The sequence below is a fragment of the Lactivibrio alcoholicus genome, assembly GCF_055390895.1.
On the sequence record NZ_AP042471.1, the window covers coordinates 2,197,049 to 2,213,637 of the forward strand.

Genomic DNA, 16,589 nt, shown 5'->3' on the forward strand with positions numbered 1-16,589 from the left:
CAACCGTCACGATCCATATCATATGGTACGAAAAAAGACGCGGGACGCAAGCTGTTTTTTTGCGTCCCGCGTCGTTCCCTGTTGTATCACGGTCATCCTGACAGATGAAAGCTACTCTTCGAGGTAGTGCTCCATCGGGTAGGCGAGGTACTTCGCCGGCGGCAGCTTCTCGGTCGTGACGTAGCCCGTCGGGGCGTTCAGAAGCTGCGGAATCCGGTTGACGATCGTCGCGCACGTCAGTTCGACCGTTGCGGGGCAGGCGATCTTCACGGTCGTGTCCGGCTCGCCGAGGATCGTCCAGTCGTTGCAGTCCGTCTCGCCGGGGGCGTAGACCTTGCCGACGCACTGCGTCTCGATGACCGGCCCCTGGAAGGTCTCGGTCGTGACGACCGCCGACATCCCCGTTGCGTGCCCCTGCGGGATGTCCATCCCGAGCGTCGTCGAGTGAAGCGTGACGTTCGCCGTCGTGGGGACGAGCTTCTGCTTCATCGATTTGATCGTGAAGCCGAGCTGCGAGCAGAGCCATTCGTTCGAGTTCCACACGTAGGACGGCAGCGAATCGTTGCGCGCGATGTCCCGGTCGAAGTCCGCCATCGACAGGCCCGAGCCGTGGACCTTCGCGAGCGCGATGCCGTAATCCTCGACGTTATAGCTCGTCACGCCCTCGATGCGCGTTATTTTATGCGTGGCTCCGGCGAGGACCGAAATCAGGTTGCCCCAGAAGACATCCTGGTAGCCGCACCCCGTGACGGTGCAGCCCATCTCCTTGGCGAGCCGGTCGAGCCGGTTCGTGAGCGACGGAGACGTCGTCCACGGGTAGAAGGCCTCCTCGCAGGTCGTGATCGTGCTGACGCCGTAGCTCACGGGGATCTCCAGGTGCGCGTACATATCGGTCATGAGACTGGCGACCGCGACGATGCAGGCGTCGGCGTCGCACTCCTCGAAGACTTCGCGCGCGTCGCTCCGTATTGGGACGTTGAGACGGAAACCGAGCCCGGCGACTTCGCCCGCGTCCCTTCCGACGACGGCGGGATTGCTGTCGATCGCTCCGACGATCTCCGCTCCGTTCTCGTAAAGATACCTGAGGAACACGCGCCCCATCTTTCCGCACCCGTACTGGACCACTCGAATCTTTGGCGAAAACACTGCGATCCCTCCTTAATTGAAGGTGATTGTGTTCACAATACTAGCAGAAGAGGCGCATAGATGCAACTCTGTTGCCCGTAATTTTGGATACATAAAAGGATACAGTTGATCCGGATAGCGAAAAGGCTATAATAAACTTGTATTTCGGATTCATTCTGTTCCCGGAAGGAGATCGAAATGAGCCGGTATATCTTTCAGCGTATCTGGACCAGCGCCGTCACCTTGTTCGTCGTCATCACGCTCACGTTCTTCCTGATGCGCGCCATCCCGGGCGGTCCTTTTACCGACGAGAAAGCGATCCCCCCCCAGATTCTCACGAAGGTTCTCGAACGCTACCACATGAACGATCCCATCCACGTCCAGTACTTTCACTATCTTCAGAGTCTCGCACGCTTCGATCTCGGACCGTCCTTCAGGTACGAGGGAATGTCGGTCAACGACCTCATACGCAACAGCTTTCCGATATCGCTTCTCATCGGGTCGCTTGCGATCCTGATCGCTCTCGGCGTCGGCGTTCCGGCGGGGATTGTCTCGGCGCTCAGGCGCGGCGGGTGGCAGGACAAGAGCGCCATGGTCGTGGCGACGCTCGGCATCACGATCCCGAACTACGTGATCGCGACCCTGATGGTCTACATCTTCGCGTACCGGCTTGGAATCGTGACGGTGGGCTTCTGGGAGGGGATCTCGACGGCGATCCTTCCGGCGATCACGCTCGCCGGGTACCCGACGGCATTCATTTCGCGCCTGACCAGGTCGAGCATGCTCGAGGTCATCCAGCAGGACTATATCCGGACCGCCCGTTCCAAAGGACTGCGCGAACGTACGGTCGTCTACATCCACGCGCTCAGGAACGCCGTGATCCCGGTCGTGACGTACCTCGGTCCGCTCGCGGCGGGAATCCTTACCGGAAGCTTCGTCGTGGAGCAGATCTACGGTGTGCCGGGGCTCGGAACCTTCTTCGTGACGAGCATCCAGAACCGCGACTACACGACGATCATGGGAGTCACGGTCTTCTACAGCGCGTTGCTCGTGAGTCTGAATCTTGTCGTGGACATCTGCTACGGCTTCATCGACCCGCGAATCAAGCTCGGAGGCTGAGAGGCGACCATGGAGACGATGAGAAGCGGAAACGGCGCCTCGGAAGCGTCGCTCTCGACGATCGATCCGGCACTCTTCGAGCGTGTGAGCGACGACGAGAAACGAAAGGACGAATTCCTCCGCGAGAGCGTGAGCTACTGGCAGGATGCGTGGCGGCGGCTGAAGGCGGACCCGCTCGCGATGGGAGGGCTCGCCGTCATCGTGATCGTCGTGCTCTTCGCGGCGTTCGGCCCGATGTTGTCGGCCTACGAATACGACGCGCAGGACTTCCTCGTCGCGAACGAGGCGCCGTCCGGAACGCACCTTTTCGGAACGGACATGTTCGGGCGCGACCTGTTCGTGCGGGTGCTGTACGGCGCTCGGATATCGCTGGCCGTCGGCCTCGTTGCGAGTCTGATCAACCTCACGATCGGCGTGGTCTACGGCGGAATCTCGGGGTACCTCGGAGGGCGCGCCGACAACGTCATGATGCGCATCGTCGACGCGATTCACAGCATCCCGCTGATGATCTACGTCATTTTGCTCATGGTCGTCATCGGGCCGGGACTCAAGAGCATCTTCCTGACGCTCGGGATCTCGTACTGGGCGTCGATGGCCAGGATCGTCCGAGCGGAGACGATCCGGATCAAGAACGAGGAGTTCGTTCTCGCGGCCCGCGTCCTCGGCGCGTCGCCCCGGCGGATCCTGCTGCGACACCTGATCCCGAACGCGATGGGACCGATCCTCGTCACGCTGACGTTCTCGATCCCGCAGGCGATCTTCGTCGAGGCGTTCCTGAGCTTCATCGGCCTCGGCGTGTCGGCCCCCATGGCGAGCTGGGGCGTTCTGACGAGCGACGCGATCAACACGCTCGCGATCTATCCGTACCAGCTCTTCTTCCCCGCGGCTGCGATCTCGGTCACGATCCTCGCGTTCAACTTCCTCGGCGACGGTCTCCGCGACGCGCTCGACCCGAGGCTGCGAAAGTGAGGTCCCAGATGGATACGCTTCTCGAGATCACGAACCTCTATACGTCGTTCTTCACGCCCGCCGGAGAGGTCCGTGCGGTGCGGGACGTTTCGCTCTCGCTGCGGCGCGGAGAGGTTCTCGGAATCGTCGGAGAGTCGGGGAGCGGCAAGAGCGTGACGATGCTCTCGATCCTGCGCCTTCTGGGGACGTCCGGACGCGTCGTTGGCGGAAACATCCGTTTCGACGGAATGGAGCTCGCGGAGGCGGACGACGAGACGGTCGCACACCTCCGCGGGAACAGGATCGGAATGATCTTCCAGGATCCGATGACGAGCCTGAACCCGGTTCTGAGCGTCGGATACCAGCTTATGGAACCTCTGATCCGGCACAGGGGAATGACGAAGACGCAGGCGCGCGAACGCGCGATCGAAATGCTCCGTCACGTCGGGATCTGTCCGGCGGAGAAAAGGATCGACCAGTATCCGCACCAGTTCTCCGGTGGGCAGCGGCAGCGCATCATGATCGCGATGGCGATGACGTGCGACCCCGCGCTCCTGATCGCCGACGAGCCGACGACGGCGCTCGACGTCACGATCCAGGCCCAGATCCTCGAACTCATGAAGGCGCTTCAGGCGCGTACCGGGACGTCGATTATCCTGATCACGCACGACCTCGGCGTCATCGCCGGGATGGCCGACCGCGTGGTCGTCATGTACGGCGGACGCATCGTCGAACGCGGAACGCGAAAGGATATCTTCTACGCACCCGGCCATCCGTATACGAAAGGGTTGCTGCACTCCGTGCCGAACCCGGACACTCTCGTCCGCGAACGCCTGGTTCCGATCGAAGGGCAGCCACCGGACCTGCTGAACCCGCCCCCCGGGTGCCCGTTCGCGGCGCGGTGCCCCGAGACGATGCGCGTCTGCATGGAATTGCCGCCCGGACCGACGTCGCTTTCGGAGGGGCACGTCGCGACCTGCTGGCTTCACGACCGGAGATGTGCCCGGTCCGTCGCGGGGGGTGCGTGCGCATGAGCGCGCTTCTCGAGGTCAGGAATCTCGCGATGCACTTCCGGGTCGGACGGCATCAGGCTGCCCGGGCGGTCGACGGCGTTTCGTTTTCGATCGGGCGCGGCGAGACTCTCGGGCTCGTCGGCGAGTCGGGGTGCGGAAAGACGACCGTTGGGCGGTCGATCATCCGGCTGTACGACCCGACGGCGGGGGAGATCGTGTTCGACGGGACGGACCTCGCGCATCTCTCGCAGCGCGAGATGCTCCCGTTCAGGCGGCGGATGCAGATGATCTTCCAGGATCCGTATGCGTCGCTGAATCCCAGGATGACGGTTGGGGATATCGTCATGGAGCCGATGACGATCCACTCGCTTCACGCGCCGAGGGAACGCCGGGAACGCGCGCGGGAACTTCTGCGAACCGTCGGCCTCAACTCGGAGCACGCCAACCGGTATCCGCACGAATTTTCGGGGGGGCAGCGTCAGCGGATCGGGATTGCCCGGTCGCTCGCCGCGTCGCCGGAATTCATCGTCTGCGACGAACCGATCTCGGCGCTCGACGTCTCCATCCAGGCGCAGATCGTGAACACGCTCGAAGATCTCCAGAAGGAGTTCTCCCTCACGTATCTCTTCATCGCGCACGATCTCTCGATGGTCAAGCATATCAGCGATCGCATCGCGGTGATGTACCTGGGGACGATGGTCGAGATCGCCGGAAGCAACGAACTCTATACCAGGCCGCTGCACCCGTACACCGAAGCGCTCCTCTCGGCGATCCCCGTTCCCGACCCGGACCGGGCGGACGAACGGCGGAGAATCCCGCTCGAAGGAGAGATCCCGAACCCGATCAATCCACCGCCGGGCTGCAAGTTCCATACGCGCTGCCGATACGCCGAATCCAGATGCAGGGAGGTGGTTCCGGAACTGACGGATCGCGGCAACGGTCACTATTGCGCCTGTCTCGTCAAGTGATCCATCGAAAAAAACTGAGGAGGGATTGGTTCACAATGTCGAGGAAAACGCTATTCGCACTCTGCACCCTGGTGATTATGGTGTGCGCGTCGCTGGCCGGCGTTGCGGCTGCCGACGAGAAGACGTTCGTCTACAATCTGCGCGTCGAACCGAGGACGATCGATCCGGTCCTGAACAATGCCGTGGACGGTTCGACCGTTATCTACAACATCTTCGAGGGACTTGTCCGCATCGGCTTCGACGATCGTCCCGAGCCGGGGTACGCGAAGAGCTGGGACGTGAAGGACGACGGAATGACATGGGTCTTCCATCTCCGCGACGGCATGAAGTGGTCCGACGGGAAGCCCATGACGGCCGAGCACTTCCGCTACGGCTTCCTGCGGTTGATTCGGGCCGACGTCGGTTCCCCGTACTCGCATTACGGGTTCTTCATCAAGAACGCCCAGAAGTTCTACGAGGGCAAGGCGAAGGAAGAGGAAGTTGGGCTCAAGGCGCTCGACGACAAAACGTTCGAGATCCGTCTCGAGTACAAGTGGCCGCTGATCCTGGATTACCTGGCCTATCATGTCTTCTACCCCGCACGGCCCGATGTCGTCGACAAGGACCCCCGGGGCTGGACGACGAAGCCCGAGACGATCGTCTGCAATGGCCCGTTCGTCCTGACAGACTGGCAGCACAACAGCGAAATGACGGTCGCGAAGAACCCGAACTACTGGGACGCGGCGAACGTCAAGATCGACAAGGTCCGTCTCGTCATGATCGCCGACGACAATACGTCGCTCGCGGCGTTCAAGTCCGGCAAGATCGACTACTTCAAGAACGTCCCGCCCGCGATGGTGCCCCAGCTCATCGCCGCGGGAGAGGCCAAGGTCGCTCCGACGCTCGGGACGGCCTTCGTCTGCTTCAATCTGACGCGCAAACCTTGGGACGACCCGCGCGTGCGCAAGGCTTTCTCGCTCGCGATCGACCGCGAGGCGATGGTCGCGAAGGTGACGCAGGGCGGACAGAAGCCAGCCGTCGGCTTCATCCCCGATGTGATCCCGGGAGGGTCGAAGGACAAGGATTTCCGTGCCGAGTCGCCGAAGTATCTCCCGGTCCGAGCGGATGTCGCCGAGGCGAAGAAGCTCCTCGCCGAAGCCGGGTATCCGGACGGCAAGGGGTTCCCGAAGGTGACCTACACCTATAACACGAGCGTCATCAACAAGGGTGTGGCCGAAGCGCTCCAGGCCATGTGGAAGCAGAACCTCGGCGTCACGGTCGAGCTGGCGAACCAGGAGTGGAAGGTGTTCATCGACACTCGGATCCAGAAGAACTACGACCTTGCGCGTCATGCGTATCTCGTCGACTTCTTCGATGCGGGAAGCCTCTTCGAGCTGTTCGTGACCGGATTCCCCGAGAACGTCATCGGGCTTGCGAATGCCGATTATGACAAATTCGTGAAAGCGGCCATGTCCGCCGACGATCCGGCGAAGCGCGCCGAAAACTTCCGCAAGGCGGAAGAGATCCTCATGAAGGATTCGATCGTCGCGCCGATCTATTTCTACGCGACGCCGTACATGGTCAAGCCGACCGTGAAGGGGCTCTATATCTCCCCGCGGAACTGGGACTTCTTCCGCGGCGTCGAGATCGCGAAGTAAGGCGACGTCGACGCGCGAACGAAGGCCGCCCGGAGTGATCCGGGCGGCCTTTCGCGCTTTCCGGACAGGGGATTCAGGCGAGGATTCGAGCGAGGAGACCGTTGTCGCGAAGCTCGCCGAGGGCAGAGACGACGGCCGGGTCGAATGCGTCGCGGGCCGTTTCTCGAAAATAACGCATGACGGTGTCGAGATCGTGCGCCGGACGGTACGGCCGGTGGGAAGCCATCGCCTCCGCGACGTCGGCGACGGCGAGGATTTTCGCCTCGCGGCGGATCGAATCCCCTGAAAGTCCCGTCGGATATCCCGATCCGTCGAGGCGCTCGTGGTGCTGAAGGACGATTTCGGCAAGCGGCCACGGAAATTCGATTCCCGAGAGGATTTCGAACCCCGCCGTCGGGTGGGTCTTCACGATCTCGAATTCCGCCTCCGAAAGCGGACCGGGTTTGTTCAGGATCTGCGATGGAATTTCGACGTTGCCGATGTCGTGGAGCAGCGCCGCGATCCGGATGGATTCCTTCGTGTCGTCGTCGACGCGAAGGAGCGCCGCGATAGCTTCGGCGAGCGCGGCGCTCCTTCGCTGGTGCCCTCCGGTATACGGATCCCGCTTTTCGACGATGCAGGAAAACGCCGTCACGATACTGTCGAAGAGACCCCGGAGACGGGCGTAGTTTTCCGCGAGGCGGACCTCGGCTTCCTTCCACAGCGTGATGTCGGACGTTACGGTCGCGAACGTGTCGTGCTCGGGAGAAAAGACTGAGATCCGGAAGTGTTTTCGCAGCGGCGGGTAGTAGGTGTCGAACGCGAACGACTGCCCCGTTTCGGCGACCTGCGCGTAGACCGAGATATAGGGAGCGTCGCCCGTGCCGTAGAGATCCGACGCGGTTGAGCCGATGGCACGGCTCCGCGGGAAGCCGATGATTCTCTCGAACGCCGGGTTGACATCGAGAATCCTGTAGTCGACCGGAACTCCGCGTTCGTCGCGGATCAGCCGGTGCAATGCGACGACCTCGGACATACATTGATAGAGGGAGCGGAAACGACGTTCGCTGTTCGTCAGCGCTTCCATGAAATTCCGGACGTCGGTCACGTCGGTGCAGACTCCGAGAATCCTGGGCTCCGGGTCACCCTCCTCGTCGAGGACAAGTCCCGATTCGAGCACGTTCCGGTACGATCCGTCCCGGTAACGGAGACGATATTCCATACGGACGGGGGCGGCCGTACGACACGCGATGCGACAGCTGTTCACGTAGGGTGCGCGATCTTCCGGGTGGACGTCTTCGAGCCAGCCCCATTCGAGTTCGTCCTGCATCCTTCTTCCCGTGAAGTCGAGCCGCGCTTGGTTCACGAACTCGCAGTGTCCCTTCGCATCCAGAATCAGGACCGGAAGCGGAATGTTGTCGAATGCGTAATGGAACTCCGGGCTCATGCGTCACTCCCCCCTGCCGTTGCGGGAGGAGCGGGAAAACGCCCTCCTCCGCAACGGAATTCTAGTGCGAAACGTCCGCTGGGGCTAGTCCCCGTTCCGAGTGATCGATCCGGAACCGCGAGAGCAGTTCCTTGAGGCGCTCGGCCCCCGTCGCCATGATCTCGGCTTCCCTGGCGACGCCTTCCGACGCCTTCGATGTATCGGTCGACGCGTTGCGGATGGATTCGATCATTTCGACGATCCGGATCGTCGCCTTGGAGATGGTGTCCATGGCTCCGGCCATCTGTTCGCCCGATGCGGCCTGCTCCTCGGCGACGCTCGCGAGATTGTGGATGACGTCGACGACTCTTCCGATCGCGACGAGTCCGTCCCCGAGCTTTTTCTGCGAGGATTCGGCGCGTTCCATGGCGCCATTCATGATTTCCCCTGCCTGCTGGGTCGCCGTGATCGAACTCTGCGCGTGCGACTGGAGCGATCCGATCAGTCGGGAAACCTGCTGCGACGCCTTCGCGGACTCTTCGGCGAGTTTTCTGACCTCGTCGGCGACGACGGCGAAACCGCGTCCGGCTTCTCCGGCGCGTGCCGCCTCGATCGCGGCGTTGAGCGCGAGGAGGTTTGTCTGGTCTGCTATGGATGCGATCACGGAGACGAACGAGGAGATCTCTTCGACGGATCCGGCCAGCGTCCGCATCTTTTCGACGCTTTCCTGCGACTTTCCGCTGACGGTGCGGATCTCGGCGATGACAGCCCCGACGTTATCGACGGCGTCTTTCGCCATAACTCCCACGGTCGTACCGAAGTTCGCGCCTTCGGATGCCGATTTCGCGGCCGTCTGCGTCCCGGAGGCGACTTCCTGGATGCCGGCGTTGGTCTGCTGGATCGCGGCGCTGTTCGATTCGGAGAGAGTCGTGACCTCCTCGATCGACCCCTTGACTTCCTCGATGGCGGCGTTCGTCTCCTGCGAGAGCGCGGCGAGGTTTTCGGCCCCCTGCGTGATGGTTTCGGCGGTATTTTTGATCAGGCGCATCGTATCGGCCTGATTCCGGACCATCTTCGAGAGCGCATTGCAGAGCACGGCGATCTCGTCGGATCCGTCGTAGCAGAAGTCCCCGCGGGAAACGGTCAGGTCTCCGGCGCCGACGCGTTCCGCAAGCTCTACGGTGCGCTTCAGCGGTCGGGTGATCATCCGGGTCATCAGAATGCCGAGGACGATTGCGAGGAGCGCCGCCGTCATGGGGACGATAACGAGCAGCCTCGACGCCAGCGCGGCTTCGCTCATGTTTTCGGCGTTTTGCTCTCCGGCGAGTTGACGTGCGTGCTCTCCGAGCGTTCCGAGTTCGTCCGCCAGATCCTTCATGACGGGCGCGAGGGATTTCGCGTACAGCGCGTACGCGTCGGCGGAGCGGTTTTGCGCGACGAGATCGAGAATGCCGAGGCGCTTTTCGCGATATGCGGACAGGATATTCCGGATTTTTGCGAGCGTATCCGTGGAGAACGGATCCAGCGGCGTTTTCGCGTATGCTTCGAGGTTCTCGTAGAATTTCTTGACGACGACGCCCATTTCGTCGAGGATGTGTTTGCGTTCGTCCTCTTTCGTGACGAGAAACAATGTGAGCATCATCGCCTCGAGTTGCCGGTTGAAGGTGCGGTTGTCTCCGAGAAGCCGGACCGGAACGAGCTTGTTCGAGTACATGTCGCTTATCGTTTCGGTGCTTTTTCGGTTGAACCAGTATCCCGTCGCGCTGATGCCCGCCATGAGGACGAGCATAAGTCCGAGCATCACGAACAGTTTCGTTCCGACGCGCATGGTGCAGCAGATTTTCATCGCGGTCCCTCCTTTTTCCCCGTTGTGTCGGTTTCCCGTAATTATGGAAAAAGGGGAGAGGGGGCGGCAATGTTTTCGCCCTATTTCCCACGATTCCGCCCATTGATGCGCGGTTTTTCTCCATTAATCGTCACGGAGTCAGGCGGTACCGGTTCACGGGGCGTCCCGCCGAGCGATATTCAAATTCGACGACGATGCGTCCCATCTGGGTCAGATGGGCGACGTACCTTCGGACGGTGGACTGTGAGAGGGACGTTCGCGCGACGATGTCGTCCGAAGAGAGAGCCTCTCCCCCGCGAAGCGCGTCGAGCACGCTCCGGAGCGTCGCGTCCTGGATTCCCTTCCTGATGACGTCCGCGTTTTCCTCCCTGGGCGAGGAGAGCATGATGCCGTCGACGAGTTCCTGCGTCAGCCGGGGAGAACGATTGATCTCGTCCATAGAGCGGCGAAAGGTTCTGAAGAGGGCCAGCGCCGTCGAAAACCGTTCGAACGTGTAGGGTTTCACGAGGTAGTCGAGAACGCCGAAACAGAATGCACGCCGGAGGAGTCCGCTGCGGTTGCCGGACGTCAGGACGATCACGTCTCCCTCGTAGCCTCGGAACCGAAGTTGGCGCAGCGCTTCCAGTCCGTCCATCCCGGGCAGGAAGAGGTCGAGCAGGATCAGGTCCGCCCAGCCGCTTCGCGAAAACGCATCGAGAAGCGCGGCTCCGTCCGGAAACCGCCCCGCGACTTCGAACCCTTCGAGGCAGGAGAGGTACTTCTCGTTGATCGAAACCACCATGGGGTCATCTTCGCAGATGAGCACCCGGTATCGCATTCGCTATTCCTCCCTTCCTTCCGGAGATTCGACCTCATCCCGCATCTTCCGGGCCATCGCGATCGCTTCGTCGATCCTGGGAGCCAGCGAAGAGAGGATCTCCGCGAGCCGGTCGGTTTCTCCCGCCGCTGCGGCCCTTTCGGCGCGTTCCGCGAGTTCCGCGCAGACGTGGAGATCGAGATACGAGGCGCTTCCACGTATCCTGTGGCACACGAAGGCGAGGCGATCCGTATCGTCGCTATTCCGGGCCTCGTCGAGCTCGCGCCGGAGAAGCGTCATTCCGGAGAGGAACGTGTCGATCAATTGAACGAAGAACATTCCGTCGTTGCGAAGGACGGACGGCATCGCGGCGCTCACGGCCGGGGCGCGCTTCGCCAACAGGGGGCGGAGCGTTTCGAAGAGCGTCCCCGGGACGACGGGTTTCGAGAGGTATCCGTCCATTCCCTCCGAGAGGCAGCGTTCCCGGTCCCCCTCCATCGCGTAGGCGGTCAGGGCGACGATGAGCGTCCTGTGCCCACGTTTCCCGTCGATGTTCCGCAGTTTTCGCGCGGTCAGGAATCCATCCATCCCTGGAAGCTGGATATCGGTCAGGATCAGGTCGTACGGGCGTTTTTCGTGGAGTTCGAGGGCTTCCTGTCCCGTGGACGCGCTGTCGACCGTCCATCCGGTCTCCTCGAGATATCCCCCGACGACTGCTCGGCCGAACGGATCGTCGTCCAGGACGAGAACCCTGAGCTTCTCTCCTGAATCGACGTCCGCGAATGTCACGGTCGTTCCGGAGACGTTGCGGTCGTCGCGTGGATCGATAAGCGTGCAGCGAACCGAGAATCTGACCGTCGTTCCGTTTCCGGAGACGCTCGAGACGTCGATCCGGCCGTTCATGGCTTCCGCGAGACGTTTGCTGATCGCGAGTCCGAGACCGGTTCCCGAGTAGTGTTTCGAAGGGGAGACGTCGAGCGGCGAGAACGGATTGAAAAGCGACGACAGCTTCACGGGGTCGATTCCCGGCCCCGTGTCCCCGACTTCGAACTCGAGGTCGGTTCCGTCCGGGAAGGTTTCGCCGAGTTCCACGCGGAGGGAGATTCGCCCCTTTTCGGTGAACTTGACGGCGTTGCCGAGGACATTGAGCAGAATCTGGCGAAGGCGGAGCGGATCGCATCGGATATAGTCCGGGGTTTCCGGATCGACGCGGACCGTCACGGCGATTCCCTTGCGGATGGCTTGCGGCGTGACGATATCGAGAACCTCGTCGACGAGTGCGCGGAGCATGAAGGCGCGGCCCCGGATGTCCATTCTGCCGGCTTCGATCCGGGAGTAGTCCAGGACGTCGTTGACGAGCTCCATCAGGTGCAGGGCGGCCGTTTTCACGGCCTCGAGCGCCCTGCGCGTCTTCGGCTCCCTGGTGTCGCGCAGGGCGAGCGTGGTCATTCCGATGATCGTGTTGAGCGGCGTGCGGATTTCGTGGCTCATATTGGAAAGAAATTCGGACTTCGCCGCACTGGCCTTCTCGGCGGCGTCGCGCGACACGCGAAGCACCTCGCCGAGGACCGCGTTTTCGCGGACCTCGCGTTCGAGCACCCGGATCGTCCGGTTGAGCGTCGCGGTGCGCTCATGGACGCGCAGCTCGAGAGTCTCGTCGAGTTCCCTGAGCAGACGTTCGTTTTCGACCTGTTCGGTGATGTCGCTCCAGAGCCCCGCAAAGCCTCGGAATTCTCCATCCGATCCGAAAAAGGGGGCCCCGTTTTCGAGGATCCGGCGGTACTCCGCATTCGTTCCGATCGCGGGGCGAACGCGGAATGTACACCGAAAGGACTCCCGCAGATTCCCGGGGTTCGCGAAACGGTCGCGGACCCGTTCGCTGTCGTCGGGATGCACACATCCGGCGAACTGTCCGTCGAGGTCGTCCCCAAGGGACAATCCCATGTATTCCGCGGCCGTCCTGCTGACGGATACGAGCCTGAAACGACTGTCGGTCCGCCAGAGCATCGCCGGGATCTCGTTCCAGAGGGAATGTGGGGCTGAATCCGGCGTCACTGCGTCTGTGCCCCTTTCGGGTCCGGGGCGGGACCTGACGTCACGCGCAGGATCTCGGTGTTTCCCGAGCGGAAGATCGTTTCTCCCAGTGATCGGACGACGGATTCCTTCATTCTGGGAAAGCGCGATCGCTCCCGTTCGCCGAGGACGATGTGGGTGACCCCGTAGGCGTCGAGAATCCTTCTTGCGGCGTCCGGCGTCGTCGCTTCGTAGACGGACCGAACGTCGGCGCTGCGTTTCTGGGGGATATCGGGAGAACCGCGCCAGAGCCATTCGTGCGCGAACCATCCGAGGAGCGTCGGCAAGCCGGTGGCCATGGAAATTCGCCCGAAAAGCGTGTAGCTGTCCCCGTCCGATTCGAGAACGACCGGATTTCCGCGGACGGTGTCGTTCAGCCGGCGGATCGCGTCGCGCTCGTCTGCGGGCAGGAAGGCGAGTCCGTCGAGGCGTTTGTAGTTCGCAGGTGTGGGGCGCGCGTAGAAGCCGTTCATCGCCTTCCATGGATACGTCATCGGGAGAATCGCGACGCACGCGACGACGAGTCCGGCCGCGAGTCCCTTCCACCCGTGAAAGTGTGCCGGGACGCGGACCGCCGTGTACGCGGAGACGATCGCGAGGAGCATGAACGCGTGATACGTGAGCTTGAACATCGTGTTCGACCGATGATAGGTCGTTCCGTAGATATCCTTCACGTAGATGAGCTCGGGGAGGAGCACGAGAAGCGCTCCGGCGGCGGCGAGTCCGAGAATGAAGAGATCCTCGGGCTCGTGGCGCGTCAGGAGGGCGGGAATCCGTCCGGGCGTATCCCTCTCGCGGAGGATCGCGACGCTTCTGACGGCCAGAAAGATAAGGAGTGAGACGACGAAGAAGCCCTGATACCCCCAGAGTACGGCGAGCTGCCAGAGGGGGCTGCGCGACATGACGGCGTGAATCCCCTGCGTGATGTTGACGAAGTGGAGCGTGAACGGGACGCTCAGGAGAACCGAGCAGAGGACGACGATCATGGCGGCGGCGAGACCATCGATCGCGGACCGGGCCGTCGGGCGGACGGCGAGGCGCGCGAGGAGCATGCTCCCCGTCGCGACTCCCGCGACGATCGGGAAATCCCACGAGTTCGTCATCCAGATGACCGAAAGGAGCGGCGCGAGAAGCCACTCCGCCGGTTCGATCGCCGGAGCGCGCGCGGAAGAGTCGCCCGGTCGCCTCCGTCGCGCGAGAACGGCTGCGAGGCAGCAGGCGATCGCTGTCAGGACGACCGGGATATCGAGGACGTGCCCGTGGAGATCGGAGACGACGAACGAGTAGGACGGGAACTCGTGAATCGTCCTGTCGTCGGTCTCCTTCGGGTAGTATCCGATGAAGCGCGTCGCGTCGGGATAGTGATACGGTTTCAGTTCGAGGGACACGTATCCCCGCTCCTTCAGGACGGGGAGCAGATCGCCGAAGATGAAGCCGTGAAGGTTGCCGCCGAGCGCGAGAAGGCAGCCCGCGAGAAGCCCGGCGATCGTCGCGAGCCGCGGTCTGTCGGAAAGGAACCGCGCGGCGAGGTTCGCCCCGAGGGAGAACGCGAGCGTGAAGGCGAGCGCGAACAGCGTCGCGATCATGAGGTTGTAGCCGACCTCGGGAGGGACTCCCGTGAGACGGATCATGAACGCCGTCAGATAGTGCCCGAAATAGTAGTAGTTGATCGGTTCCCCCGCGAGCCACATGTCGACGGGGGGCATCCATTCCGCGCGCAGCGCGGCGTTGACGAACCCGAAATCCATGAATTTCTCGAGCCCTTCGATGTCGGGGCGGAAGCTCCGTACGAACGCCCATCCCGCGAGGCAGATCAGGAAAAGGTATTCGGTCGTCAGGATCGCGGAAAGGGACGGGAAGCAGGACCGGAGTCCCTCGCGGCGCGCCGTCGCGAACGCCGCGGCGAGCGAAAGGATCGCGAGGGCCGCGACCGAGAGAAGGATCGTCTGACGCGCGAACGGAAGGACGCGGAGGATCGACGCGAGAAAGACCCCGAGCGCCGGGAGAAGCCATCCGGTCACGCGCGCGAACGGATAGCCGTGGTCGGAAAGGCTCCCCATGAAGACGCGCGTGAGCGGCGCGGCGATCAGTCCGAGCAGGACGATCGCGCCCCACCACTTCAGGAACCAGACTCCGTATTCTCCGGCGAAGAGGAGCTTCAGCAGGGCGGGGTAGTCGCTCATCGCGGCCCCTCCGGCGAAAGCATTCTCGCAGCGGCCTCGCGGCCGATCCGGACGGCGTAGTTCATTCCGCGGTCCTCGGGGTAGATCTGCGGCATCGAGGCGAGGAAGATCGGGCTCCCGGGAGCGGGGTCGAACGGGGGGATCCTGTCCGAATAGCCGCGTGGGATTACGGGTTGGGCGTAGCGCGCACGCGTGACGCGCGCGGAGAGGACCGTCGCGGGGTCGAACCCGGGAGCGATGCGCTGCAACGCGGCCATGAAACAATCGAGAACGTCGCCGTCCGTCGCCGTGAAAAGTCGCTTCGACGCGTCGAGGTAGCGGCTCAGGTAGACGATGTGCCGTCCGTACGGTTCCGTTCCGACGAGGTTCGTGTGTTCGATGACGGCGACGAACGGGATCGAGGGGTCGGCGACCGAAATCCAGTAGCGGGACGAAAGCGGCCGCGACAGTTCGAGCAGGGCGCAGACGTTCGCCTTGTAGCGGACGCCGCGGAGGACGCGCGCGGCATCCGGTGGCAGGGCCGGCATCGCGTCGGCCAAGAGCGACGGAGCCGCGGTCCAGAGAACGCGGTCGAAGATCCGGGCGCCTGAACCGTTCGGCCCCGTCGCCGCAATCGAAAGACGGCCGTCTTCCACCCGTTCGATCCGGTCGACGGTCGTTCCGGTCGCGACCGTTCCCCCACCCGTTCGGATCCGGTCGGTCAGCGAGAGCGCGATGCGGCCGAATCCTCCGTCCATGTAGCCGAGAAGTTCCGACTTCATCCCCGAGGAGCGGGTGTGTCCGCGCAGCGCAAGCTTGTTCCAGAGCCAGACGGCCGACACGTCGTCGGCGTCGTCGTCGAACTTCGAGCGCATCAGCGGCTCCCAGACCGTGCGCCAGACGTCGCGTCCCGCGGTCCGGACCACCCAGTCACGCGCGGTTTCCCCTTCGAGCGCCCGCCAGTCGCGTACGCGCTTCGCGCCGAGCACCGAGATCCCGAGCCGGAGACGTCCGACGATTGAAAGCGGCGAGAAACGCAGCAGGTCTCCGGGGGTCGTGAACGGATGGAGGGTCGTCTTTCCTCCGGGGCCGGGGAGCGCGACGGCGTTGTCCGGTTCGTGCCAGCGGATGGATCCGCCGAGACCGAGCTCAGCCGCGAGGTCCAGGATGTTCGTGTCGCTCGTGAAGATATGGCGGTAGAACGCCTCGACGCGCCCGTGCCCGCACGGAACGTCGAAGGCCAGTCCTCCGGTTTCCGGAGAGACGTCGAACAGCGTGACGGCGTCCCCTCCGGCGATCAGGTCGAAGGCGGCGGCGAGTCCGGTGATTCCGGCCCCGACGACCGCAACGGTATGTGTCATCGTGATTCCTCCGCGTCAGGAGAATTGGAATGCAGGCGTCCGCGCATCATTCTACAGCAACGCCCCTCGCGGATACCACGCCCGGACGGACGAAAGCGTCGCGTCATCCCATTGCCCGAAAGCGCATCCTGCCGTA

Annotated in this window: 12 protein-coding genes; 5 read left to right on the forward strand and 7 right to left on the reverse strand. The window is 62.8% G+C overall.

The window, feature by feature from the left end; translation table 11 throughout:
- Positions 1-111: 111 nt before the first annotated feature.
- Entirely contained in the window at positions 112-1,146 is a 1,035-nt protein-coding gene (locus tag ACZ5IU_RS10095; protein WP_464416874.1) for an NAD(P)H-dependent amine dehydrogenase family protein, read from the reverse strand.
- Between the two features lie 177 nt (positions 1,147-1,323).
- Here ACZ5IU_RS10095 and ACZ5IU_RS10100 point away from each other — a divergent pair, with 177 nt between their 5' ends.
- The 5 genes from ACZ5IU_RS10100 to ACZ5IU_RS10120 are packed head-to-tail and all read left to right on the forward strand — an operon-like array spanning position 1,324 to position 6,810.
- Positions 1,324-2,244, forward strand: a complete 921-nt coding sequence (locus ACZ5IU_RS10100) for an ABC transporter permease (protein ID WP_464416876.1) — start codon at positions 1,324-1,326, stop codon at positions 2,242-2,244.
- 9 nt (positions 2,245-2,253) lie between these two features.
- Complete coding sequence (locus tag ACZ5IU_RS10105; protein ID WP_464416878.1) at positions 2,254-3,213, forward strand: ABC transporter permease; 960 nt, start codon at positions 2,254-2,256, stop codon at positions 3,211-3,213.
- Between the two features lie 8 nt (positions 3,214-3,221).
- Positions 3,222-4,226, forward strand: a complete 1,005-nt coding sequence (locus ACZ5IU_RS10110) for an ABC transporter ATP-binding protein (protein ID WP_464421891.1) — start codon at positions 3,222-3,224, stop codon at positions 4,224-4,226.
- The gene (locus tag ACZ5IU_RS10115) at positions 4,223-5,173 is read left to right on the forward strand and encodes an ABC transporter ATP-binding protein (RefSeq protein ID WP_464416880.1); all 951 of its coding nucleotides are present in this window, start codon (positions 4,223-4,225) and stop codon (positions 5,171-5,173) included. The genes ACZ5IU_RS10110 and ACZ5IU_RS10115 overlap by 4 nt, the downstream gene beginning before the upstream one ends.
- Positions 5,174-5,208: 35 nt before the next feature.
- Complete coding sequence (locus tag ACZ5IU_RS10120) at positions 5,209-6,810, forward strand: peptide ABC transporter substrate-binding protein (RefSeq protein ID WP_464416882.1); 1,602 nt, start codon at positions 5,209-5,211, stop codon at positions 6,808-6,810.
- Positions 6,811-6,883: 73 nt separating this feature from the next.
- On the opposite strand, the gene ACZ5IU_RS10125 is transcribed toward ACZ5IU_RS10120, so the two are convergent.
- The 6 genes from ACZ5IU_RS10125 to ACZ5IU_RS10150 form a co-directional block, all read right to left on the reverse strand.
- Positions 6,884-8,236 (reverse strand): HD domain-containing phosphohydrolase, encoded by a 1,353-nt coding sequence (locus ACZ5IU_RS10125; RefSeq protein ID WP_464416884.1) that lies wholly within the window; start codon positions 8,234-8,236, stop codon positions 6,884-6,886.
- Positions 8,237-8,297: 61 nt separating this feature from the next.
- Positions 8,298-10,061, reverse strand: a complete 1,764-nt coding sequence (locus ACZ5IU_RS10130; RefSeq protein WP_464416886.1) for a methyl-accepting chemotaxis protein — start codon at positions 10,059-10,061, stop codon at positions 8,298-8,300.
- Positions 10,062-10,191: 130 nt separating this feature from the next.
- Positions 10,192-10,878 carry a response regulator gene (locus tag ACZ5IU_RS10135; RefSeq protein WP_464416888.1) on the reverse strand — a complete coding sequence of 229 codons (687 nt, stop codon included), beginning with the start codon at positions 10,876-10,878 and terminating at the stop codon, positions 10,192-10,194.
- A gap of 3 nt (positions 10,879-10,881) precedes the next feature.
- On the reverse strand, positions 10,882-12,912 hold the full coding sequence (locus tag ACZ5IU_RS10140) for an ATP-binding protein (RefSeq protein ID WP_464416890.1): 2,031 nt from the start codon (positions 12,910-12,912) through the stop codon (positions 10,882-10,884).
- Positions 12,909-15,113, reverse strand: a complete 2,205-nt coding sequence (locus ACZ5IU_RS10145; RefSeq protein WP_464416892.1) for a DUF2298 domain-containing protein — start codon at positions 15,111-15,113, stop codon at positions 12,909-12,911. Before ACZ5IU_RS10145 ends, ACZ5IU_RS10140 begins: the two co-directional genes overlap by 4 nt.
- Positions 15,110-16,453: an NAD(P)/FAD-dependent oxidoreductase gene (locus ACZ5IU_RS10150; RefSeq protein WP_464416894.1), complete on the reverse strand. Its 1,344-nt coding sequence runs from the start codon at positions 16,451-16,453 to the stop codon at positions 15,110-15,112. The genes ACZ5IU_RS10145 and ACZ5IU_RS10150 overlap by 4 nt, the downstream gene beginning before the upstream one ends.
- Positions 16,454-16,589: the final 136 nt, after the last annotated feature.